This is a genomic window from Metabacillus sp. YM-086 (genome assembly GCF_048059995.1).
In the GTDB taxonomy this organism is placed as follows: Bacteria; Bacillota; Bacilli; order Bacillales; family Bacillaceae; genus Metabacillus; species Metabacillus litoralis_B.
The window spans coordinates 36,990-60,938 of record NZ_JBLUOI010000017.1; the positions used below are offsets into that span (position 1 = coordinate 36,990).

At 38.8% G+C, this 23,949-nt stretch carries 24 protein-coding genes; 2 read left to right on the forward strand and 22 right to left on the reverse strand.

Going from position 1 to position 23,949, the window contains the following annotated elements:
- Positions 1 to 114: 114 nt before the first annotated feature.
- The 12 genes from ACEWK1_RS09945 to upp form a co-directional block, all read right to left on the reverse strand.
- The gene (locus ACEWK1_RS09945; protein ID WP_098795467.1) at positions 115 to 513 is read right to left on the reverse strand and encodes a F0F1 ATP synthase subunit epsilon; all 399 of its coding nucleotides are present in this window, start codon (positions 511 to 513) and stop codon (positions 115 to 117) included.
- Between the two features lie 25 nt (positions 514 to 538).
- Complete coding sequence (gene atpD, locus ACEWK1_RS09950; RefSeq protein ID WP_098795466.1) at positions 539 to 1,957, reverse strand: F0F1 ATP synthase subunit beta; 1,419 nt, start codon at positions 1,955 to 1,957, stop codon at positions 539 to 541.
- Between the two features lie 49 nt (positions 1,958 to 2,006).
- On the reverse strand, positions 2,007 to 2,864 hold the full coding sequence (locus ACEWK1_RS09955) for a F0F1 ATP synthase subunit gamma (RefSeq protein WP_098795465.1): 858 nt from the start codon (positions 2,862 to 2,864) through the stop codon (positions 2,007 to 2,009).
- 80 nt (positions 2,865 to 2,944) lie between these two features.
- Positions 2,945 to 4,456, reverse strand: coding sequence for a F0F1 ATP synthase subunit alpha (gene atpA, locus ACEWK1_RS09960; RefSeq protein ID WP_416636124.1), 1,512 nt, complete (start codon positions 4,454 to 4,456; stop codon positions 2,945 to 2,947).
- A 15-nt stretch (positions 4,457 to 4,471) separates the two neighbouring features.
- Positions 4,472 to 5,017 carry a F0F1 ATP synthase subunit delta gene (locus ACEWK1_RS09965; protein WP_416636125.1) on the reverse strand — a complete coding sequence of 182 codons (546 nt, stop codon included), beginning with the start codon at positions 5,015 to 5,017 and terminating at the stop codon, positions 4,472 to 4,474.
- Positions 5,014 to 5,535, reverse strand: a complete 522-nt coding sequence (gene atpF, locus ACEWK1_RS09970) for a F0F1 ATP synthase subunit B (protein ID WP_416636126.1) — start codon at positions 5,533 to 5,535, stop codon at positions 5,014 to 5,016. Before atpF ends, ACEWK1_RS09965 begins: the two co-directional genes overlap by 4 nt.
- 294 nt (positions 5,536 to 5,829) lie before the next feature.
- On the reverse strand, positions 5,830 to 6,042 hold the full coding sequence (gene atpE / locus ACEWK1_RS09975) for a F0F1 ATP synthase subunit C (RefSeq protein WP_212135440.1): 213 nt from the start codon (positions 6,040 to 6,042) through the stop codon (positions 5,830 to 5,832).
- A 76-nt stretch (positions 6,043 to 6,118) separates the two neighbouring features.
- Positions 6,119 to 6,853, reverse strand: coding sequence for a F0F1 ATP synthase subunit A (gene atpB / locus ACEWK1_RS09980; RefSeq protein ID WP_247346653.1), 735 nt, complete (start codon positions 6,851 to 6,853; stop codon positions 6,119 to 6,121).
- A 21-nt stretch (positions 6,854 to 6,874) separates the two neighbouring features.
- Complete coding sequence (locus ACEWK1_RS09985; RefSeq protein WP_416636128.1) at positions 6,875 to 7,243, reverse strand: ATP synthase subunit I; 369 nt, start codon at positions 7,241 to 7,243, stop codon at positions 6,875 to 6,877.
- 7 nt (positions 7,244 to 7,250) lie between these two features.
- Positions 7,251 to 7,472 carry an AtpZ/AtpI family protein gene (locus ACEWK1_RS09990; RefSeq protein ID WP_098795458.1) on the reverse strand — a complete coding sequence of 74 codons (222 nt, stop codon included), beginning with the start codon at positions 7,470 to 7,472 and terminating at the stop codon, positions 7,251 to 7,253.
- A gap of 217 nt (positions 7,473 to 7,689) precedes the next feature.
- On the reverse strand, positions 7,690 to 9,912 hold the full coding sequence (locus ACEWK1_RS09995) for a S8 family serine peptidase (RefSeq protein ID WP_416636130.1): 2,223 nt from the start codon (positions 9,910 to 9,912) through the stop codon (positions 7,690 to 7,692).
- 100 nt (positions 9,913 to 10,012) lie between these two features.
- On the reverse strand, positions 10,013 to 10,642 hold the full coding sequence (gene upp, locus ACEWK1_RS10000; RefSeq protein ID WP_247346655.1) for a uracil phosphoribosyltransferase: 630 nt from the start codon (positions 10,640 to 10,642) through the stop codon (positions 10,013 to 10,015).
- Positions 10,643 to 10,826: 184 nt separating this feature from the next.
- Here upp and ACEWK1_RS10005 point away from each other — a divergent pair, with 184 nt between their 5' ends.
- Entirely contained in the window at positions 10,827 to 13,052 is a 2,226-nt protein-coding gene (locus ACEWK1_RS10005; RefSeq protein ID WP_247346657.1) for an MASE3 domain-containing protein, read from the forward strand.
- 42 nt (positions 13,053 to 13,094) lie between these two features.
- Here the strand turns inward: ACEWK1_RS10005 and glyA are convergent, their stop codons facing one another.
- From glyA to ACEWK1_RS10040, 7 genes are all read right to left on the reverse strand, one after another.
- A complete protein-coding gene (gene glyA, locus ACEWK1_RS10010) occupies positions 13,095 to 14,336 on the reverse strand; it encodes a serine hydroxymethyltransferase (RefSeq protein ID WP_231308633.1) in 1,242 nt (413 codons plus the stop codon).
- A gap of 910 nt (positions 14,337 to 15,246) precedes the next feature.
- Positions 15,247 to 15,819, reverse strand: coding sequence for a TIGR01440 family protein (locus ACEWK1_RS10015; RefSeq protein WP_416636132.1), 573 nt, complete (start codon positions 15,817 to 15,819; stop codon positions 15,247 to 15,249).
- 17 nt (positions 15,820 to 15,836) lie between these two features.
- Positions 15,837 to 16,283 (reverse strand): ribose 5-phosphate isomerase B, encoded by a 447-nt coding sequence (rpiB, locus tag ACEWK1_RS10020; protein ID WP_098795452.1) that lies wholly within the window; start codon positions 16,281 to 16,283, stop codon positions 15,837 to 15,839.
- A gap of 46 nt (positions 16,284 to 16,329) precedes the next feature.
- A complete protein-coding gene (locus tag ACEWK1_RS10025; RefSeq protein ID WP_231308635.1) occupies positions 16,330 to 17,616 on the reverse strand; it encodes a methyl-accepting chemotaxis protein in 1,287 nt (428 codons plus the stop codon).
- 24 nt (positions 17,617 to 17,640) lie between these two features.
- Complete coding sequence (locus ACEWK1_RS10030; protein ID WP_269217410.1) at positions 17,641 to 18,090, reverse strand: low molecular weight protein arginine phosphatase; 450 nt, start codon at positions 18,088 to 18,090, stop codon at positions 17,641 to 17,643.
- A gap of 138 nt (positions 18,091 to 18,228) precedes the next feature.
- Positions 18,229 to 19,104 carry a TIGR03943 family putative permease subunit gene (locus tag ACEWK1_RS10035; protein ID WP_231308636.1) on the reverse strand — a complete coding sequence of 292 codons (876 nt, stop codon included), beginning with the start codon at positions 19,102 to 19,104 and terminating at the stop codon, positions 18,229 to 18,231.
- Positions 19,105 to 19,118: 14 nt separating this feature from the next.
- Positions 19,119 to 20,135: a permease gene (locus tag ACEWK1_RS10040; protein ID WP_231308637.1), complete on the reverse strand. Its 1,017-nt coding sequence runs from the start codon at positions 20,133 to 20,135 to the stop codon at positions 19,119 to 19,121.
- A gap of 236 nt (positions 20,136 to 20,371) precedes the next feature.
- On the opposite strand from ACEWK1_RS10040, the gene ACEWK1_RS10045 reads away from it, so the two are divergent.
- Complete coding sequence (locus ACEWK1_RS10045) at positions 20,372 to 21,358, forward strand: CobW family GTP-binding protein (RefSeq protein WP_416636134.1); 987 nt, start codon at positions 20,372 to 20,374, stop codon at positions 21,356 to 21,358.
- 26 nt (positions 21,359 to 21,384) lie between these two features.
- Here ACEWK1_RS10045 and ACEWK1_RS10050 read toward each other — a convergent pair whose 3' ends face one another.
- The 3 genes from ACEWK1_RS10050 to ACEWK1_RS10060 form a co-directional block, all read right to left on the reverse strand.
- On the reverse strand, positions 21,385 to 22,143 hold the full coding sequence (locus ACEWK1_RS10050) for an alpha/beta hydrolase (protein WP_231308639.1): 759 nt from the start codon (positions 22,141 to 22,143) through the stop codon (positions 21,385 to 21,387).
- A gap of 78 nt (positions 22,144 to 22,221) precedes the next feature.
- Entirely contained in the window at positions 22,222 to 22,782 is a 561-nt protein-coding gene (locus ACEWK1_RS10055) for a manganese efflux pump MntP family protein (RefSeq protein ID WP_416636135.1), read from the reverse strand.
- A 77-nt stretch (positions 22,783 to 22,859) separates the two neighbouring features.
- Positions 22,860 to 23,909 carry an L-threonylcarbamoyladenylate synthase gene (locus ACEWK1_RS10060; protein WP_231308641.1) on the reverse strand — a complete coding sequence of 350 codons (1,050 nt, stop codon included), beginning with the start codon at positions 23,907 to 23,909 and terminating at the stop codon, positions 22,860 to 22,862.
- Positions 23,910 to 23,949 lie beyond the last annotated feature (40 nt).

Below are 23,949 nucleotides of genomic sequence, written 5' to 3' on the forward strand. Positions count from 1 at the left end.
AGATAGCCATCTTAAATCGAAAATAAATGCTTCTTTATTAGGATTAATACTCTTTAATCCACTCAAAATACCCCATACAAACCAAAAAGGATGGTGCCCGAGGCACCATCCTTTTTAAAATTTCGTTACGTTTAAACGGTTGATTGCACGTTGTAGTGCTAGCTCAGCGCGTTTAAAATCGATATTGTCTGTTTTTTGATTTAGACGTTCTTCAGCACGTTTTTTAGCTGCTTGTGCACGAGCTTCATCAATATGCTCTGCTGTTTCAGCTGCTTGAGCTAAAATTGTTACCTTGTCAGGTCGTACTTCGATAAAGCCGCCAGTCACAGCAACTAATTCAGTGCTGCTCCCTTTCTTTAGGCGAACTGCTCCAATTTGTAATGGAGCAACCATAGGAATATGTCCTGGTAAAATACCAAGTTCACCACTTTGAGCTTTTACACTCACCATCTCTACGTCTGCATCGTAAACTGGGCCATCGGGAGTAACGACATTGACTAATACTGTCTTCATACTCATACCCTCCTAGGTCCCAAAATTAGGCTTCTACACCCATTTGTTTTGCATTTTCAATAACTTCTTCAATACGTCCAACTAGACGGAACGCATCCTCTGGAAGGTGATCGTACTTACCTTCTAGAATCTCTTTGAACCCGTGAACTGTTTCTTTAACAGGAACATATGAACCAGGTTGGCCAGTGAACTGCTCGGCAACGTGGAAGTTTTGAGATAAGAAGAATTGAACACGACGAGCACGTGCAACTGTTAATTTATCTTCTTCAGAAAGCTCATCCATACCCAGGATTGCAATGATATCTTGAAGCTCTTTGTAACGTTGTAACGTTTGTTGTACCTGACGAGCTACAGCGTAATGCTCTTCTCCAACGATTTCAGGTGATAATGCACGTGAAGTTGAAGCAAGAGGATCCACCGCTGGATAGATACCCATCTCAGATAATTTACGCTCTAAGTTCGTTGTTGCATCTAAGTGAGCGAAAGTTGTTGCCGGAGCCGGATCCGTGTAGTCATCGGCTGGAACGTAAATCGCTTGGATTGATGTAACAGAACCTACGTTAGTAGATGTGATACGCTCTTGTAATTGACCCATTTCTGTAGCCAATGTTGGTTGGTAACCAACGGCAGATGGCATACGTCCAAGTAGGGCAGAAACCTCTGAACCTGCTTGAGTGAAACGGAAGATGTTATCCATGAAGAATAGAACGTCTTGTCCTTGATCATCACGGAAGAATTCAGCCATAGTAAGACCAGTTAAGGCAACACGCATACGTGCACCAGGTGGCTCATTCATTTGACCGAATACCATTGCTGTTTTCTTGATAACGCCTGAGTCAGTCATCTCGTGGTAAAGGTCATTTCCTTCACGAGTACGCTCACCTACACCAGCGAATACAGAGATACCGCCGTGCTCTTGAGCGATGTTATTGATTAACTCCTGGATTAAAACAGTTTTCCCTACACCGGCACCACCGAATAGACCGATTTTACCACCCTTGATGTAAGGTGCTAATAAGTCTACTACTTTAATTCCAGTTTCAAGAATTTCAACCTCAGTTGAAAGTTGATCAAACTTAGGAGCAGCTCTGTGAATAGGATCACGACGTGCTTCTGCAGCGATCGGCTCATCTAAGTCAATGTTTTGACCTAATACGTTGAATACACGACCTAATGTAACATCACCAACAGGAACAGAAATTGGTGCACCAGTGTCTGTAACCTCCACTCCACGTACAAGACCGTCAGTTGTAGACATCGCAACTGTACGAACTGTATCGTCACCTAAATGTAGGGCAACTTCTAATGTAAGGTCGATAGCGACTTCGTTATCATTCGCTTCTGTTTTAATTGTAAGGGCATTATAAATGTCTGGTAGTTGACCGCTCTGGAACTTTACGTCAACAACCGGACCCAAAATTTGAGTAATGCGTCCTTTATTCATCGTTTTCCCTCCTATCTTGCGTAAAAAAGCATTGTAGAATAGTCCGAACCTATTCTAATGCGGCCGCTCCACCAACGATCTCGGTAATTTCTTGTGTGATCGCAGCTTGACGTGCACGGTTGTATGTTAAAGTAAGTCCATTGATAAGTTCTTTTGCATTATCAGTCGCATTCTTCATTGCTGTCATACGAGCTGCGTGCTCAGAAGCCTTACTATCAAGCAGTGCTCCGTAGATGAGACTTTCAGCATATTGTGGTAACAGCACTTCAAGAATTTCTTCTTGATTTGGTTCGAATTCATAAGAAGTTAAACCTTTGCTTGAAGAAATGTCGGATAGTGGAAGAAGCTTCTTTTCCGTAACATCTTGTTGAATGGCACTAACAAAGTGGTTGTAATACATGTATAGTTCGTCATATGACCCGTCTGCGAACATGTTTACTGCTCCACTTGCAATGTCCTTAATGCTAGCAAAAGAAGTTTCATCACCAATACCAGTAATTTCGGAAATAACGTTCATACCACGCTTTTTAAAGAAATCACGGCCCATTTTACCGATTGCAATAATGACGAATTCATCATTTGACTTGTGACGTTTTTGAATAGATTGGTAAACAGCACGTAGTACACTACTGTTAAAAGCACCTGCTAAGCCACGGTCTGATGTGATCACCAGGTAACCTGTTTTCTTAACTGGTCTTTTTTCTAGCATTGGATGACTTACGTCTGTGCTACCGTTTGCGATGCTTGCAACAACCTCCTGGATTTTCTCCATATAAGGTCCAAATGCCTTTGCATTGTTTTCTGCACGGTTAAGCTTTGCAGCTGAAACCATCTCCATCGCTTTTGTAATCTGACTCGTCTTTTTAGTAGACGTAATTCTTGATTTTATGTCGCGTAATGATGCCAAAGGTTCTCACCACCTTTATTTAAAAATCATCTATTAACAGTCTGAGTGAAAGCCCTAGACGAGCCTTCACTCACAAATTATTATTGTTCAGAAGGAGCAAAAGTCTTTTTGAATCCTTCGATAGCCGCTTTTAGAGCGTCATCTTTTGGAAGTCCGCCAGTTGTACGGATTTCGTCAAGAAGATCTTTATGATTTTGTTCTGTGTATGCATGGAACTCATCTTCAAAACGAGTGATATCTACTACTGGGATATCATCAAGGAATCCACGAGTTAATGCATAAAGAATCATAACTTGCTTTTCAACTTTTAATGGTTTATTTAAACCTTGTTTTAGTACTTCAACAGTACGCGCACCACGGTTTAATTTTGCTTGTGTTGCTTTATCAAGGTCAGAACCGAATTGAGCGAACGCTTCAAGCTCACGGTATGAAGCAAGGTCAAGACGTAATGTACCAGCAACCTTCTTCATCGCTTTAATTTGTGCTGAACCACCAACACGAGATACAGATAAACCTGCGTTAATCGCTGGACGTACGCCAGAGAAGAACAGGTCAGACTGAAGGAAGATTTGTCCGTCAGTGATTGAGATAACGTTTGTTGGGATATAAGCAGAAACGTCACCAGCTTGTGTCTCGATGAATGGTAATGCAGTTAAAGAACCTGCGCCTTTTGCATCACTTAATTTTGCTGCACGCTCTAACAAACGTGAATGTAGGTAGAAAACGTCACCAGGATATGCTTCACGGCCCGGAGGACGACGTAGTAATAATGAAAGCTCACGGTATGCCGAAGCTTGTTTTGTAAGGTCATCATATACTACAAGAACGTGCTTGCCATTGTACATGAATTCCTCACCCATTGTAACCCCAGCATAAGGTGCTAAGAATAACATTGGAGCTGGTTGTGATGCAGAAGCTGTTACAACGATTGTGTAATCTAATGCACCGTGTTTACGTAAAGTTTCAACAACTCCACGAACAGTTGATTCTTTTTGACCAATTGCAACATAGATACATACCATATCTTGATCTTTTTGGTTCAAGATTGTATCGATTGCTACAGCCGTTTTACCTGTTTGACGGTCACCGATAATTAACTCACGTTGACCACGACCGATTGGTACAAGAGCGTCAATCGCTTTGATACCAGTTTGAAGTGGCTCATGAACTGATTTACGATCCATAACACCAGGTGCTGGACTTTCGATTGGTCTTGTTTTTGTTGTTTCAATCGGACCTAGACCATCTACAGGCAGTCCTAATGAGTTAACAACACGACCGATTAATGCTTCACCTACAGGAACCTCCATGATGCGTCCTGTACGACGAACTTCGTCACCTTCACGGATATCTGTGTAAGGTCCTAAAATAATAATACCAACGTTATTTTCCTCAAGGTTCTGAGCCATACCCATAACGCCGTTTGCGAATTCTACAAGCTCTCCAGCCATGACATTGTCGAGGCCATGAGCACGAGCGATACCGTCACCAACTTGGATTACAGTACCAACATCGCTTACTTTAATATCAGACTGATAGTTTTCGATTTGCTTTTTTATAAGCGCACTAATTTCTTCAGCTTTGATGCTCATGAGTTTCACCCCTATCTACAATCTGTTTGCGACCAATTGTCGCTCTATACGTTCAAGCTTACCGCTAACACTTCCATCATAAATACGATTGCCGATTCGTAGCTTAACGCCACCAATTAGTTTAGCATCCACAACGTTTTGTAAACGAAGTGAATTCTTGCCAATCTTTTTCGCAAAAGAAGTTGAGATAGCAGACAGTTCAGTATCTGATAATGGACGAACAGAGTATACGATTGCGTCCTCTGTACCGCGCACTTCATTTGCACTTTGTACGAAGTGGTTAACAATTTCTGTTACAACATCTACACGATGACGATCAACTAGTAAGTAAAGCGTATTAACAACCTGTTGTGAAAGGCTGCCAAATACTTCTTTTACGATTGATTTTTTCGCTTCATTTGTAACTTTTGGATGGTTTAGTACATCTATAAGTTCTTGATTCGTTGTAAAAACTTCTTTTACAACGAGCAATTCGTTTTCGATTTGATCAATAACATTTTGTTCTTTTGCAAGTTGAAAAAGAGCTACCGCATAACGTTTTGCAACGATTCCATTACTCATCGACCTTCGCCTACCTCATTGATGTAGTCGTTAATCAATTTTTCTTGTTCTTGTTCGTTCAACTCTTTTTCGATTACTTTAGAAGCAATAAGTACTGATAATGATGCAACCTGTTCGCGTAACGCAGCAACAGCATTTTCTTTTTCTTGCTCGATTTCTTTTAGAGCCGAGTCTTTTAGACGTCCAGCTTCAGAACGAGCTGCTTGGATAATCTCTTCTTTTTGTTGCTCACCAAGCTTTTTCGCATTTTCCACTAGAGCTTGAGCTTCTTGACGCGCTTGTTTTAATAACTCACGTTGCTCTTCAACTAGTTTCTGTGCTTCTTTATTTCTATCTTCAGAACTATTAATTTCATTTGCAATATGCTCTTCACGTTGCTTCATAATGCCCATAACTGGTCCGAATGCATACTTACCAAGTAATCCAAGAAGGATTAAGAACATTAAAAGCTGAAATATGATATCACCTGTGTTAAGGCCGCCTGTAGACGCACCTAAAGCAAGATCAAAAGTTAACATTGCTCGGTTTCACTCCCTTCAAGAGTTCCATGATGGGTTGATAGATTACGGCTTCCGATGAACTTCTTATTTCTGCGTCAGCTCCATCGTCAGCATCCTCACGTACGGTCGTACGCTCCGGTGCTTCCTCAGTCGCTTACTTGAACTAATCGTTCCTCGAAACCCTTTTATTCTATACATAGGTTTAAAGTAAACTAAGTTTTTCAATAACTAGTTAAATTATTTGTGCATAAAGGAATGGCGAAGGTTCGCTTTGAATGATCTTCGCCATATGAATTCTTTTAACTTATCGAATTATTGACCCATTACGATGAATGCGATAACTACCGCGATGATTGGAATCGCCTCTACTAATGCTACCCCGATGAACATTGTTGTTTGAAGAGTTCCACGAGCTTCAGGTTGACGTGCAATCCCCTCTACTGTACGAGATACGATAAGACCGTTACCAATACCAGCACCTAGTGCCGCTAAACCAATTGCAATTGCAGCTGCTAATAAACCCATTGTTTAATTTCCTCCTTTAATGTATGAAAAAATAATAGTACTTTAAATTTCGTTCAAAAAATTGAACATATATTGATTAATGGTCATGACTCACTTTGTGTGCCATATAAACCATCGTTAACATAGTGAAGATAAATGCCTGGATTGCACCGACAAAGATACTAAATCCTTGCCATACTAGCATTGGTATTGCAGCTACAAGAGAGCCGATAATACCACTTCCAAAACTTTCAGCATAACCGCTTGTTGCTAGACTAACAAGCAAGCCTAATAAAATCTCACCTGCAAAGATATTCCCGTAAAGACGAAGACCAAGCGTTAATGTGTTGGCAAATTCCTCAATAATCTTTAATGGGAACATAAATGGCATCGGTTTAAAAAAGTCCTTACCATATTCAGATGCACCTTTCATCTTGATTCCATAGTAGTGTGTTAACGCTACTACTAGAATTGCAAGAGTTAATGTAATGGCAGGATCTGCTGTTGGTGATTTCCACCATAAATCGTGACCCACAACAATTGCGAAAGGTAAGCCGAGCATATTTGCTACGAATACATACATTAATAATGTCATACCTAACGTTAAGAAACGTCCGCCTGTTTGCCAATCCATCGTACTGCCGATAATATTTTTCACAAAATCGACAATCCATTCAACAAAGTTTTGCATCCCTGTTGGTTTCATTGCTAAATTACGTGTTGCCGCAAATGCAATGAGAAAAACGATTAAACTAGCAATCGTAATCATTAAAACGTTGGATAAATTAAAATTTAGACCTAAAAACTCTACCACAGGAGCTTCGTGACCCAATAGATCCACCTCTCTTCCCAGCTAAGCGCGTGACTGTTGAATTACATAATCTATCATAATAACGATATACATCGTCATTAATCCAAAAATAACACTAATCAAATCAAAATACTCGGGAAACTTTATCGCAAAAAAAACTGCGACCCCGGCTGCTGCCATTCGTGAAGTTGTCCCTAACGAACCCGCTTTCCTACCTTCAGTTAATGCGTCATCAAACTGCTTATGCTTTCTCACCATGATCCAGAGATTGTATAGTGTGATGCATGTTCCCAATATTAATCCTAGGAAAACAGACTGATATTCCGTGAATCCCCAACCTAAAACGTAAATGGCCAGTAGATAAAATATGTATTTTCGATATCTGCGAAACATCAGATGCATATCAAACATGAATTCTTTATTCTCCTGAGAAATAGTGGTTGACTAACTTTAGCATGGCATAAACACCTGCGGCTAGTCCTAGCAGAAGGCCTATGATTAAAAACAACGGTTCTGTTTTAAAATAATCATCTACCCACTTCCCAGCAAAAATACCAATTAAAATGGAGCCAACTAGTTGGGAAAGGATAGCTGACATGAGGCCCATCGCGTGTAACGGATGGCGTTTTTTTTGTCGCATTTTATAAATCCTCACTGTAGATTTATAACGGAATAAGGGGTTATTTACGGGTTTTTGTCAGAATTGTAAACCTTATCATTATACCCTCGTTTAGCATACAATAGCGTATATGTGATGTCAATGTGTTTAAAGTTAAAATGTTCACAATCTTATCGAATCCTCACAAATCGTTCACAATTACCCTCAATAACCCCCTTGACTAGGTACATTCACTTAATTATTCACCAAGTAAAATATCTGTTTCTATCAAGTCCTCTTTCCCACTTTTATTTGCAAAGATGACTCCTTTATAGTTTCCTTCAGGTATATCAAGTTCTTCTAGCTTCACTTCCTTCTCAACTAACCCACGGGGAGCATCGTGCAGCCAGTCTAAATAGCCGACAAATGCCAAAGTATCCTGATCGTACAAGGCAATCCCCACTTCATCCGCCCCACCTGGTAAGTACATCCGGTATTTATAAACCCCAGGCTCATCACTATAAGCAAATTCAAAGCCCATAATTCTCGGATAATTCGGCTCATCTACAACATACGCATAAGGAACTTCAATATCATTTCCATCTTGCTCTATTGTTATCCATCCTTGATGAATACCAGGCTTTAGCCTGCTTGGAGTAAGATCCAGACTTATTTCAACTTGTTTTTTCTCACCGGGTTTGATGCTTGTGGTTTTTGGCAGTTTCCACCTGACTCCGGGTTGATTTTTTGGCATATCAAAAGCGACATGCTCTTCTTCTCTAGATTGATTATCAATTGTAATTGTTGCTGTTTTCTTCGTTCGTGGATGATTTGTTTCATATTGTCCAAACGTTAATGAACCAGGATATACAAGAACGTCTGCCTCAACAGCTTCCTTTATATTAATCCTTCCAGCGCCTTGTTCATTTGGTTTTAACACGTTTTCATTAGCATCTGTTAATTTGGTTGCTGTGTTCATCAAGGCTGCTTTAATTTGCTCTGGATTCCAATCTGGGTGGGCCTGTTTGATTAAAGCGCATGCTCCCGCCACATGTGGCGCCGCCATGCTCGTTCCGTGTAAGGCTAAATAACCATCTGGAACTGTGCTTTCAATTGCTACTCCCGGTGCGACAACATCTGGTTTTATCGCCCACGTACTTGTAACAGGACCTCGCGAGCTAAAATCAGCAAGCTGGTCTTCTTCTTTCTTATACTCTGTTCGTATACTAGGATGCTGCTTCAGCTGCTTTCTAATCGCCGCCCCATCTTCTTTCGATATGGAGGCAACCGGTATATCGAGCGGTATCTCCAATGCCCCTGCAAAGTTTCCTTTTACATTATTAGAAATGAGCACCGCTTTAGCTCCTTGTTCTTTTGCATTTAGCACTTTTTCGGTAAAAGAGATTTTCCCTCTTTCCACTAAAACTATTTTTCCTCTCACGGAATCTTTCATATCTTTTTTATAACCTAAGGCTGCATCAACAATCTCGTCTAACCCTTTTAATTGCCACGGCTCCGCTCCTTGCAATGAGTGAATGGTGATCTCTCCTTTTATTCCGCCCACTTTTAGATAAGGCATATGTAGCGGAGGTGAAGACGCACCAACAGAGATCGCTTTTGAAGATGTTCCTGGAGAACCTACTGTCCAAAGGCCAGGACCTGAATTTCCGCTAGAAGTAACTGCAACAATTCCTGCTTCAACAGCTCGATCAAGCGCCAAACTTGTCGGCCAATCCGGACCATTCACATTGTTACCTAGCGATAAGTTGATAATATCTACTTTATCTTTTATCGCTCGATCAATTGCAGCAATCACTTGATCAGATGTTCCTATACCACCGGGTCCGAGCGCGCGATAAGCCACAATTTCTGCTTCCGGCGCCACACCTTTCAGTTTTCCATTAGCGGCAATAATTCCTGCTACATGTGTCCCATGAATTGTTTCACTTCCGTCCTGAGCCATTGTTTCCATCGGATCTTGGTCACCATCTATGACATCAAAGCCACCAAGATAACTTCTTCTTAAATCAGGATGATGATAATCAACACCCGTATCAATCACAGCAACCTTTATTCCCTCACCAGTTAAGCGATGCTCACTTCGATCAAATAAGCCTCTCACATCTTCACCACCGATGAACGGAACACTTTCATCAATCTGTGATGCATAAGAAACGACAGAACTAGAATGAATAACGGCCCGATCTTTTTTCAAGTTCAAGATGTCATCGGTACGACCTTCAATTGAAAAGCCATAAAAAACATGCTGATAGGTTTGGTTGATCGTTAGTCGAGAGAAGCTTTCTATCTTTTTTTGGAAAGAATGAAAATCCTCTTTTTTGACGATTACCATCACTTTTTGAATTTCTTCTTGTGTTTTATTTGGAAGTGGAGGCCTGTTTGGAAAGGTTTCTCCAATTGCCATGTTAGGAAAACAAATTGTTGTCACAAGCATGATGTAAAGTACTTTTTTTATTCCCATCTTGTTCCACCTCCTTTATAGTTTGTTCGCTCAAGGAAAAAACATGTACAAAAAAAGGCCAGAATCTAACAACTGTGTTAGATCTGACCTTTTCTTCCTTCTATTTTGTTCCGTATAGACGGTCTCCAGCATCACCTAAGCCTGGAACGATATACCCGTGATCGTTTAACTTTTCATCTAAAGCCGCAATAAAGATATCAACATCAGGATGAGCTTTTTTTACAATTTCTACACCTTCTGGAGCAGCAATTAAGCACATGAATTTGATATTTTTTGCACCGCGTTTTTTCAAGCTGTTAATGGCTTCCACTGCTGAACCACCTGTTGCAAGCATTGGATCGACAACGATAAAATCACGCTCTTCTACATCAGAAGGAAGCTTTGCATAGTATTCAACCGGCTGTAATGTTTCAGGATCACGATACAACCCGATATGACCTACCTTTGCAGCAGGAATCAGTTTTAAAATTCCATCAACCATACCTAATCCCGCACGAAGGATCGGAATGATACCAAGCTTTTTCCCAGCAAGTACTTTTGACTTAGCTGTTGTTACAGGAGTTTCAACATCCACCTCTGTTAGTGGAAGATCTCTTGTAATTTCAAACGCCATTAAGCTTGCTACTTCATCAACAAGCTCACGAAATTCTTTTGTTCCAGTTTTCGCATCGCGAATGTATGTAAGTTTATGTTGAATTAATGGATGATCAAACACGTATACTTTCCCCATCAAATCATCTCCTTTTCTTTGACACTTCAATAGATTTTACAGAAAAAAAAGCATAGTTTCAAGCGAGTTCGTCTTATTTCTACATATATTGAAAAAACATGTTAGAACTTAGAGGAAAACCCTCTGTCTTTGTCGAAAATTTCAATATATAAGGTTTATCGTTAGTTTAGAAAGGCTGATGATCATGAAAACATACCAGGACCACCATAAGGCCTATACGATCTCATTTATTTATACTTTGGTACCGTTACTTTTGTTATACCTCATTCAATATGAATTTCAAACTTTTTATGATCCTAAAAATCATTTAAGCATACACTTAATTCTTGAAATGTATAGCGTGTTTATCTCGTTCATTATTTTTGTTTTTGGATGGAAGGCTTTTGGTCATAATCCACCTACTACCTTGCTATTTGTGCCCTTTGTGTTTTTAGCTGTCGGCTATTTTGATTTTATGCACACACTAACATATTCTGATATGCCACCATTATTTGTTGAGAGTTCAATAAATAAGACCGCTTGGTTTTGGGTCGTAGCCCGAGCAATCGAATCCATTTCCTTGGCAATATTATTTTTTTATGATGAGAAAACTGTAAGGAACCTTAACAGAAAATTGATCCTATTAGGTACGCTTATTTTTCTTGCATTACTAACTGTTTTGGTTTATACCTTTGGACCTCAGGCTCCATATTTAATCATTGAAGGAACCGGACCAACACCTTTTAAAAATGTACTTGAATATGTTTTTAACGGCTTGCATTTCCTCTCATTTATTTTAGTTTTACGCAAATTAAAACATGAGAAAACAGATTCAAACATCTATTTAATATTTGCTTTTGTTCTTTTAATAATAGGCGGATTTCAAATTACGTTATATCAAAGCGTACATGATTTAGTAAATATTATTGGACATGTTTACAAAGCAATTGCCTATACCTTTATTTACCGGGCATTTTTCTATTCTAATCTTCACTTAACTTTTATACATAAAGAAAAGGCGGAGAAGAACCTGGCCGTTACACAAGGAATATTAGAATCATTTTTCACACACACCCCTGACAGTATTGCTCTTTGTGATCAAAATGGTCATGTTGTTAAAGTTAACAAAGGCTTTGAAAAGCTTACTAAATTAAGATCTGAACAAGTTCTAGGAACACCACTTTCAAAAACGTTTCCACTATTTGAACAGGAATTGAATGTTCTAGTTAAGGAAGTGTTACAAGGGAACAGAATTATTGATTATGAAATTGGAGCAAAACCTCCTAGTTCAATTAGAGTAAACTTTACGATATACCCTATTTATTTTGATGAGTATATTCATTTTGCTGCTATAGCAAGGGATATAACTGAGGAAAGAGTCGCTAAAGAAAAGCTTAAGCAAGTCGAAGAAGAGTTAAAAGAAATGATACAAGAGCATCAAGGAGTTTTTGTTAAATTTAAAAAGATTGATGATTATTTTACAATTACTCTTTGCCACGGAGAGCTTCTAAATGATATGGGAATCTCAAGTGATATTGTTGGCTTTACCTTATATCCCGGCAGTTGTGGTCATCTTGGCACAACAATCTATTCAAATTTACAAAAAGCATGGGAAGGAAACGAAAGAACCTTTGAGTTTGAAAGACATACAGGTATTTATGCCGTAACCCTGAAACCGATTCTTCGTCATTTTGAAGTACAGGAAATTATCGGCTCCTGTATAGACATTACAAAATTAAAGAAAACCGAAGATCTTCTAAGAAAATCAGAAAAGCTCGCTGTAGTTGGAGAGATGGCAGCTGGTATTGCCCATGAAATCAGGAATCCACTAACAACCTTAAAGGGTTTTACCCAAATCTTAGGTAAGGATGCCCAAGAGAGAGAGAAGCAATTTGTTGATCTTATGCTTTCAGAGTTAAGCCGGATCGAACTAATTACTAATGATTTTATGATTCTTGCAAAGCCACAAGCAATTAAATATCAAGAACATGATTTAAGAAAGATTGTTCATCATGTCTTAGCCATTATTGAGCCTCAAGCAATCTTAAACAATATAGAGATTATTAGCAGAAATACGTCTGAGGAAGAAATTCTCATCATATGTGATGAAAACCAGTTAAAACAAGTCTTTATTAATTTAATAAAAAATGCAATAGAATCAATGCCAGCCGGCGGTCAGCTCGATGTGTCAGTGGAACTATCTCACAACGGATATGTTACCATCAACATAAAAGACACTGGCTGCGGCATTCCAGAACATGTGATCACCCGACTAGGGGAACCTTTTTACACATTAAAAGAAAAAGGCACAGGATTAGGTCTAATGGTAAGCTTCCGTATTATCGAGGCACATAAAGGGAAAATTGAATTTAGTAGTAAAGAAAATGCCGGTACAAAGGTTGAAATTAAGTTACCGTTGAAATCAGTATAAAAAGAGAGACCAACTTCACCTTCGAAGTTGGTCTCTTTCTTTTTATAAGTTACGGTATAAAGGGAACTTGCTTGTTAAGTTTTCAACGCGTTGTTTTGCTTCAGCAAGCTTCGCTTCATCTTCGTGATTTTTTAATGCAAATGCAATAATGCTTCCGATCTCATCCATTTCTTCTAAACCAAAGCCACGGCTTGTTACAGCAGCAGTTCCGATACGGATACCACTTGTTACGAATGGGCTTTCTGTTTCAAATGGAATTGTGTTTTTATTAACAGTAACTCCGATTTCATCTAATACGTGCTCAGCCACTTTACCAGTTAACTGAAGAGAACGAACATCTACTAATAGTAAGTGGTTATCAGTACCACCAGATACAAGTGTTAAACCTTCTGATTGAAGCTTTTCTGCTAAACGTTTTGCGTTATCAATGATGTTTTGAGCGTATGTTTTAAAGCTATCTTGAAGAGTTTCACCAAATGATACAGCTTTTGCAGCAATAACATGCATAAGCGGTCCACCTTGGATACCAGGGAAGATTGATTTATCAATTTTCTTACCGAACTCTTCTTTACAAAGAATCATCCCACCACGTGGTCCACGAAGTGTTTTGTGAGTAGTTGTTGTAACGAAATCTGCGTATGGCACTGGGTTTTCATGAAGTCCTGCAGCAACAAGTCCAGCGATATGAGCCATATCCACCATGAAGTAAGCACCCACTTCATCAGCGATTTCACGGAATTTTTTGAAGTCGATTGCTCTTGGGTATGCACTTGCACCAGCAACGATTAACTTTGGCTTGTGAAGTCTAGCTTTTTCTAACACATCTTCATAGTTGATGCGGTGAGTTTCTTCGTCAACACCATACTCAACGAAGTTATATTGCACACCACTGAAGTTAACAGGGCTACCATGTGTTAAGTGACCACCGTGAGATAAGTTCATTCCAAGAACTGTATCACCATGCTCTAAAATTGTGAAATAAACACCCATGTTTGCTTGTGCACCAGAGTGAGGCTGAACGTTTACATACTCAGCTCCGAAGATTTCTTTCGCACGGTCTCTCGCGATATCTTCAACAACGTCCACATGCTCACAACCACCATAATAACGACGACCTGGATAACCTTCTGCATATTTGTTTGTAAGTACAGATCCTTGAGCTTCCATTACTGCTTCACTAACAAAGTTTTCAGAGGCAATAAGTTCAATCTTAGTTTCTTGACGAGTACGTTCTAACTGAATGGCTTCAAATACTTTTGCATCTTGTTCTGGTAAATGTTTCATTCGTTCGTATCTCCCTTCATTTAAAAAACGGTTGGTATTGGTTTTTCATCGAACTCTTTCACAACGTATAATTCCATCTATATTTTACACGCTAATGCGTTGGAATGTAAAAGATTTTCTGAAATAATTGTGAAGTTTTTCGGATTTCGTGTCAAACTTTGTGTTAAAGGCGAATATTCTTTGCAGGTGGTAGCGGGAATATTCGGCTGACTACCATTCACTTGTTTATAATATACAACCTATTGTCGTTACTTTTTCTTACAATGTCAACCATAATAATAGAATATTTTGAGACTTCTTAAAAAATGTTTTCAGGTAACCGTTTGCAGGTGTTGTGATGGTTTTAGTATGGCTTAGGGTGGGGAGATTACGCTGGTGAATTCGCAAAAATGTTTTAAAACTTAAGATAGTATGATTGAGATCTATAGTATGTTACCGGAGGGGGATTAGATTCGGATTAGGAAGTTGTGGGCTTGGTAGTTACGTATATAGGAGTGTTGTGTGAGTGTATGATATTGATATAGAAAATTGTGGCTAAGAAACTATATTGAGATGGATTTTGCTAGGCAGATCAGGGCTTGTCCCGATTCTAGCGGTATCGGGACACAACTTGAATCTCCATACCGGTTCTTGTCCCGATTCTCGCGCTATCAGGACACTACTTGACTTTCCATACCGGTTCTTGTCCCGATTCTCCCTTATCCAAACATAGTTTTGCTTTTAAGGGTTTATGTTAGTATCCTAATTCACACTTCAGCCCAAGACCTGTCCAAATACCGCGACTGAACCAATACACGAATCATTGAGTGCCCCTAACCCTGTTCTTATGCGTATGCACGAGAATTCAAAGTTCCGCTCATCTCCTAATCATTGCGCAAAAAGAAAAGAACCAACCAAAGTTAGTTCCTTTTTAACGACAAGATTGATTTTCTGTTGTGCTTTCATAGACGGCCCGTGCGCCGCCGATTAGTTTTGGACGAGTTTTTGCTATTGTGACATGGGCAGAGCCTATTTCCGTTATCTTACTACGGAGCGGGACGGCAACATGCTTTAAGTGCATTCCGATAAAGGTGTCGCCGATGTCGACTCCAGCATCTGCTTTGATAAATTCAACCACAACCGGGTTCTGCATGTGCTGGTAGGCATAGGTGGCCATTGCGCCACCTGCTTTTCTCACAGGAACAACGGTTACTTCTTCAAAGCCCTTTGTTCTGGCAATCTCTTTTTCCACAACAAGTGCGCGGTTAAGGTGCTCACAACATTGAAAGGCTAGTTGCACACCTGTTGTTTGGTGGATGGAATGGAATGTTTCATAAATCATTTCAGCCACTTCTTCTGTGCCGGCCGTACCGATTTTTTCACCGATTACTTCACTTGTGCTACAGCCTACAACAAGAAGATCACCTTCGTTAAGCTCGGCTTGATTTGTTAAGTCTTTTAATAACTCAGATAAATCTTGCTTCCATTTTTGAAGATTTGTCATGAATTTACGACTTCCTTTTAGTTTTGATTCTCTTCGTATTGAGTGATCTTTCCTACGCGTGTTGCGTGTCGCCCACCTTGGTAGTCTGTTGTTAGCCAGATTTTAGCGATATCTCGTGCTAAACCAGGACCGATTACGCGCTCACCCATTGCGAGCATGTTTGTATCATTGTGCTCACGAGTTGCTTGGGCACTGAATGTATCATGAACAAGTGCGCAGCGGATGCCTTTTACTTTGTTTGCAGCGATGCTCATGCCAATACCAGTTCCACAAATTAAGATACCACGATCAAATTCACCGTTTGCTACTTTTTCCGCTACAGGTAGAGCATAATCAGGATAATCAACGGATGTTTCACACTCACATCCCATATCCTCAAATTCGATATTTAATTCTTCAAGTAATCCAATGATTTCTTTTCTAATATTGATTCCACCGTGATCTGATGCAATTGCTACTCTCATCTTGCCCTCCTATGGTTACGTATTTCTTCCATTTTTATTCTATCTCTTAAATAATAAAACGATCAATTGTTTTCCTTAATTCTTCTGAACTTTCTGCTAGTCTCTTTCCTAAATCATTCATGTGATTAATTTGTTCAGACTGCTCATTAATGGACGATGCGACCTCATGCGCACCTGCTGATGTTTCCTGGGCAATAGCCGCAACTTCCTCAGATTGTGCACCCGTTCTTTGTAAGGAGTCCATTTGTTGGTGAATGAGCTCACTAATTTGCTTAACTGCAGTGGCCACATCTAAGATAGCTTGACTTGACTCGCTTAGGATTTCAGCTGATACTTGTCCATTTTTTGCTTGATTTCTAGCTGTTTCTACTTGTTCCCCAATTTGGCCAACAACATTTTGAACTTCTTGTTGAATGTTTTGAATTAGACCTGTTATTCCTTGAACGGCTTTTGCACTTTCATCCGCTAGCTTACGAACCTCATCAGCTACAACAGCAAAGCCTTTACCATGCTCACCTGCTCTAGCTGCTTCAATTGAAGCATTTAGTGCGAGTAAATTTGTTTGATTTGCAATTTCCCCAACAAGAGATACGATCGATGATACTTCATTTGCGTTCTCTTCTAAACGGCGCACAGCTGTCATTGATTTTTCATTTTCTTCTGCTAGTGTTTGAATTCCACCGATTAGTGACGAATAAACTTCTTTCGTTTCATTTAATGAGGACACCATATCATTTGATAGCTTTTCTGATGTTGTTGCTTTCTCTTCAACCTGTGTAGCAAATTCAATCATGTCTTCAACAGATGTCGCAGTTTCCTGAATAGCCGTTGCCGATTGGTCTGCACCACGGGCAATTTCTTGAACAGTAACTAATATTTCATCCGCCTGGTTTGAAGCACTACTAGATGCTGTTGCCATTTGACTAACTTGTTCATTAGTAGAGTGAAAGTTTGACTCAATGCTTTGAACCATATTTCTCATATTGTGAAGCATTTCGTTAAAAGCTACACTAAGTCCTCTAATTTCATCATCACTATTTGAAACAGGTACGTCTTCATGAATATTTCCCTGTGCAGCTTTGTATGCGGCAACTTCAAGCTTTTTTAATGCTCTTGTCAAAAATCCTGATCCGAAGTAAGCTAAGACCCCTGACCAGAAAACTCCCATTAATAAAGTAATGAGCGTAAATAAAGCTGGTGACACAAGGTGGTCAACATATTTAACTATAAATGAAATAAAGATCGCACTTGTTGAATACGTAATAATCGCAAGTACTGTTGTAAAAATGACAAGCTTTAATCTTAAGCTAAACTTATACTTTTTCTGTTTCATGATGGTTTCTCCTCTGCATGTCGATCATTTGTCGAGCTTTTCCACTAACTTTGTAATAAGTTCTTCGAGATCTGCTAAAGTTTGACGATACATCGGCAGGGGTCCTCCGAATGGATCTGAAATATCTCGTTTTTCTTCATCCTGATCTGCTACATATTCTGACAGGGTAAATGTTTTACGCCCTGCATAAGGGTGTTGATCAATGACCGATTGTTTATGTTGATTTGTCATCGTTAAAATAATAGTTGCCCATTCAACTAGGTCTTTTGTTAAGCTTGAGGATTGATGTTCACATGTAATTCCTTTTTCCTTTAAGGCTTCAATTGCGTTTGGAGATGCTGTACTGCCATCAAAAGCAAAAACTCCTGCAGATTTCACACTTATGTTATCTGAGTTTTTCAAGTGATTGAAAAGAGCCTCGGCCATAGGGCTTCTGCATGTATTTCCCGTACAAACAAATAGGACATTTATCATATAAAACACTCCTTTCTCTTATTATAATAGAAAAATGGAGCTGAAAGTAGTCATGAAGATCATTGAATTCGACAAAAGTGTGATTAGGCTTTTCGAAATAATAAAAAAGTGTAGAACAAAAGTCTACACTTCTCCATTTTAATAAATATAGATATATGGATCGGAAGGTGCTTCAACTTTTTCTAACGAACTAATTCCGATAGATGGGATTGTTACTCCATTTCGATCTGTTTTCTCAATGACTCCTGATACCTTTACCCATTCATCATTTTTTAAATTTTTTACTTCGTCACCAGTTGCGAGAGTTCCCATTACTTGAAGATCTGCAACACAGCAAGATACGGTGAATCTGGAAACTGCCATTTGATCTTGAGTAAAATCAGGCTCACGGTATACAAAGCCGGTTAGTTCAATTTCTTTACCGACAAACTCATCAAGATGTGTTTCAAGATATCCAGATATTTTTTGATACTCTACATCTGTGACAACTATTTTCTCACTATTTAAAAGTCCCTCGATGTATAAATCATCAACACTTTTAGGCTGATTATCAGTATCAGCAACTGCAGTTGTAGTACTTTCTTCAGTTGATTCATCTTGTGTGCTAGTGTTTTGATTTTGTTCCGCAGCAACAGAAGATGTTCCTAAGTTAATTCCTCTTTTCGCCACGATAGAGCTGTCCAAAATGACTTCAGGAAACATAAATCCAGTTAAGATCGGAAACAAAAAGATTGAATAGATTAATAGAGACTTTATTGGTGAGCTTTTTGCAGTATGATCTAATCCACAATCACAAAAAAGGTCTATATCCTTTTTTGAATCACTGCGAAAAATTTGAATTGTTCCAAGTATTAAAAATGTACCGGTAGCAAAGTAAATAAACGGCAGCATTTTAGGTGCAATAAAGTTAGTAATATTTCCTGAAATAATCAGTTTAAACAATAACATTGTAAAGCCAACTAAGATAATACCACGAATAAACTTCTGAAATCCTAAGTGATCTGACTGCTCCATCTAGATTCCTCCTATTAAAATAGTAATGCTTGATAGATAAGAACACCTACGTATACAACAACTGTCACAACAAGCATAAATACAAGGACAAACTTTGTTTTAAAATAAGCAAATAGCATGACCGTGTTTTTCAAATCCAGCATAGGCCCGTAAACTAGGAAAGCAAGTAGAGCACCTGGTGCAAACGCACTTCCGAATGAAGCAGCAACAAACGCATCCGCTTCTGAGCATAGAGATAAAAGAAAAGCAAAAGCCATCATAACAATAGGTGAAGAAAATTCATTTGAGCCTAAACTCACAAGAATGCTTCGATCTAAGAAAGTCTGAAACACACTAGCAATAAGAGCACCTATGATTAAGTATTTACCCATATCAAAAAATTCATCACTTGCATGGTAGATCGTTGCTTTTAATCGGTTCACTTTTATAGGTGTTTCTGATGAGTCCGCTCCTCTACCAATTAACTCTTCAGATGTTACTTTAAATTGATTACTTTGTTTAAATAGAAAATATAGAATTAATCCGATGACCATTGATAATAAAAACGCCAAAGCCATACGCCCAATTAAGATATCCGTATTGTTTCGAAATGCAAAGTAAGTTGAGGCAGCAACAACAGGATTTAAAATAGGGGCACAAGCTAAAAAGACGAACGCAACATGCAATGGCATCCCTTTTTTTATAAGTCTTCTAACAACAGGGACAATTGCACATTCACAGACTGGAAATATCGCTCCTAATAATGCCGCTGGTAAAACAGCAACGATCATATTCTTGGGGATATATTTTTGAACTGTTTCTTCTGAGACAAAGACTTGAATGAGAGATGAAACAAAAACACCTAGCAATATAAATGGTATAGCCTCGATCACAATACTTAAAAAGATTGTATTTAGGTTTAATAGATTCTGAGGAATGGTAAATTGCCTTTGTAATGTTTCGTAATCCCAAAAGAGAAAAAAATAGATAAAAACGGCAACTAAAGCTAATCCTATTATCTCTTTTGACTGATTTAATAGTGATGTTTTCATTCTAAAACCCCTTTGATTTCATGATTTTCATCCAAATGCCTAAAAATCTAGGTATCTTTTTATATTTTTCTGCATATATCCTTATGATAGAGCTCAAATGTTAAGGAATCTTTTACAGAATTTGTAGATTTCGTAAAGTTTTTGTAAATTTCTGCTATAACGTTGTCGAAGGTACTAGAATAAAATATGATGAAAGAAATTGAATCGTTATGTTTCCTACTAAATGGAGGGATTTGATGAACAAGCCTGTTGAAGTCTATATACTAAGCGGTTTTTTAGGAAGCGGAAAAACTACTGTTCTGAAGAGGATTGTAGATGAATGTAAAAAACGTGACCAAAAGCTCGGCATTATTTTAAATGAGCTTGGCGATACAAATGTAGAAAATCATCTTTTTGAAAATGAAAAAATGTACGAGCTCCTTAACGGCTGTATATGCTGCTCGATCCAAGATGACCTAAAGTCAACTTTGAATCAGTTTGTGAAAAATCCGGTTGATGTGTTACTTATTGAAGGAACTGGTGTAGCAAATCCGAATGAAATTGTGGAGGCTTTAGCCACTCCGGAATATATTGATAGATTCTCTCTACTTTCGATTATTAGTTTAGTTGATGCTAGCAATTACCTTGACTATCAAAGTATTTTTTCTAGCTCAAAGAAAATTCGTACGTTATTAAAAGAACAAATTACAAGTGCTTCACTCATTATTTTAAATAAAACAGATCTTGTTTCAGATAAAAAGCTGGAAAAAATCAATTTACAAATAAACAAGCTAATCACCCATGATGTTCCTGTTGTGCAATCTAGCTTTGGTGAGGTTCCAGCAGATGTGCTTCTTCAAACAAGAATTAGAACATTGAAGTTATCCCAAGAACCTAAAACATGTGGCTGTTCTTCTAACTGCGATCATGACCATTCTCACGATCATGTAAATCATGCTGCCATTAAGGCGATTAAGCTGGAAGATTTGCCTATTGTGGAGAAAAAGGAATTCGAGAAGTGGCTAAAAGAACTGCCTAACGACGTGTTACGTGGGAAAGGGATCATTCAATTTAAAGGTGACTCTGCTCTTTACTCGTTCCAATTTGCTTCAAAAAAGCTTGCGGTGGATAAAGTAGAGGGAACAACTAGTCAAAAACCAATTATGATTTTAATTGGGAACCATTTGAACATTGAAGAAATTAGATCTTCGTACGAAAAAACATTTTTGCAAGTTTCAAGTTAAAACAAAGAGGTGTGCTCACCTCTTTGTTACTTTATAAATTCAAGTAAAGACGGCACCCTTTTTTTAAAATCCTCATAGTGATGACGCCCTTCAGGAATAATATTAAATTTCACATTCGGCACTTTGTTATTCAGTAATTGATAAACCCTTTTGTTTGATGATACAAATTCTTTATTTTTCATTTCATCATTTGTTTCACTGTCTCCACAATCCATATAAATGCCTTTTACATCTGATATACTTGAATGCTGAATGTATTTTTCGATTTCTTCCTGATTTCGTAAAAAAGCTGAGGAGATTGCAGCAACTTTGTGGAAAACCTGTGGATAACTACATGCTGCGTAAACTGATATTAATCCTCCAAGCGAAATACCAGCTATTGAGTTTTGATCGCTTAACGTCCGGTATTTTTCATTAATAAACGGCATAAGGTCATTGATAATAAAATCAACATAATCCTTCCCCTTACCTCCTGGTAAATCAACCTGTCCAAAATGCTTCCTGCTATATTCACCAATTTCCCAAGGGCAATATTCATTCATGCGCTCCTCAGGGTTTTGATCAATCGCCACCACGATTAACTCATAATCCTTTTTATTAAGATAATGTTCGAGCCCTAATGAAACGCCACCAATCGCTTCGTCATCACGAAATACATTCTGACCGTCATGCATGTACAACACAGGATAACGTTTTTCACCCTTATCATAATGCTTTGGTACATATACTCGAATTGTTCGATGTTGTTTAAGAGTTGTCATATAAAGAGAGAAAAATTCAACCATATTTGTTCACCATTCACTTTCAGGTTTTATGTATTTTAAAAAAGGATCAAACCATAAATGATTTGAACCTTTGAGAAATTAAAAAGGAAATAAAAGCTTTAAACCAAACGCAAGCAGAATACTTCCACCAAGCGCTTCACTATAGGCACCTAACCAATTTTGGACACGCTTGCCAACCAATAACCCAATCCACGTTAACACCATACTAACAACTCCGAACATCATGACTGTTAGAAAGGTTTTGGCCCCGTAGATTCCTAAGCTTAAACCAACTGAAAAGCTATCTAAACTGACACTTAAGGCAAAAACAATTAAACCGAATCCTACGGGTGTAATGAGCGGCTCATCATCTTTTTTAAACGATGCAAATATCATCTGAATACCTAATAAAATAAGTAGAGTACCGCCTAATAAAGTAGCAATTGTTCCAAACGTATCACTTAGTAGACGGCCAATTAACATCCCGACAAGTGGCATCCATATATGAAAAACGCCGATTGTGATTCCTATGTAAAAAATCTGCCGCATTCGCAGCCTAATTAAGCCCATGCCAAGGCCGACCGAAAAAGCGTCCATACCTAGTGCCAGTGCCATAATAAATAATGTAACGAGTTCTCCCAATATTGATTCTATGTTCATTTTCCCCCTCCTCGGACACGCCTAATTAACCTTATGCGCACCCGATTCTGATTAGAACATAGTATTAAGGAGCTTGATTATTCTTCTACAATAACTTGGTTTCCAGCTGCTTTTAAAAGCCTATTCATAATGGCTTCACCAACACCGGCCTGTGGAAAACTTTCACTTAAAATAAGATCAACATCTTCTTCTTGGTCAAATTTTCTTAACACATCATAAAGATTAGCTGCTACAGTTTGGAGGTCTTCCCGTGTTCCGCATGCTATTACCTTTGCAGCCTGAAGCTCAGTTTTCCCTTCCTCTGTTGTTAACACACCTACTTTTTTACCGTTCTTTTCATATTGGTTGATAAGAGTTTGTAAAAACGGACGACTTCCATCAACGACAATAACAGGTGCGTTTGGAGCATAATGTGTGTATTTCATGCCGGGAGACTTTGGTGCATGACCTTCTTCAAGTAATGCCTGGTCCACACTCACTTCACCAACAACTGTTTCCAATTGCTCCTTCGTTACTCCACCAGGTCTTAAGATCGTTGGAATGGTTGAGGTACAATCCACAACCGTTGATTCAACACCAACTCCAGTTGGCCCCCCATCAACAATCCCACTGATTCTACCTTTAAGATCATGGTATACATGCGAAGCTTGGGTTGGACTTGGCTTTCCTGATCGATTTGCACTTGGTGCCGCGACTGGGACATCTGCCTCTTTTATTAACGCTAAGGCAATTGGGTGATCGGGCATTCTCACTCCAACCGTATCAAGCCCCGCTGTAACGAAGTCTGATAAGAGCTCTCCTTTTTTTCTCAAAACTAATGTTAACGGGCCCGGCCAAAATTCCTTGATCAACAGATTTGCATAGTCAGGGATATCCTGTACAATATCGTTCAGCTTTTCTTGTGAAGCAATATGGACAATCAATGGATTATCACTTGGGCGCCCCTTTGCTTCAAATATTTTACGGACCGCTTCATCAGAGCACGCATTTGCTCCAAGTCCATAAACAGTCTCGGTAGGAAAGGCAACAACCTCGTTTTCTTTTAACATTTTAGCTGCCTGTGTAATTTGTGGATAACTAGTGGATAAGTCAGTTAAGTCATCCACAGTCCAAAGATTCGTGTTCATTTTCTATTAACTCCCTTAAAATCCGTACTTTCACCTACAT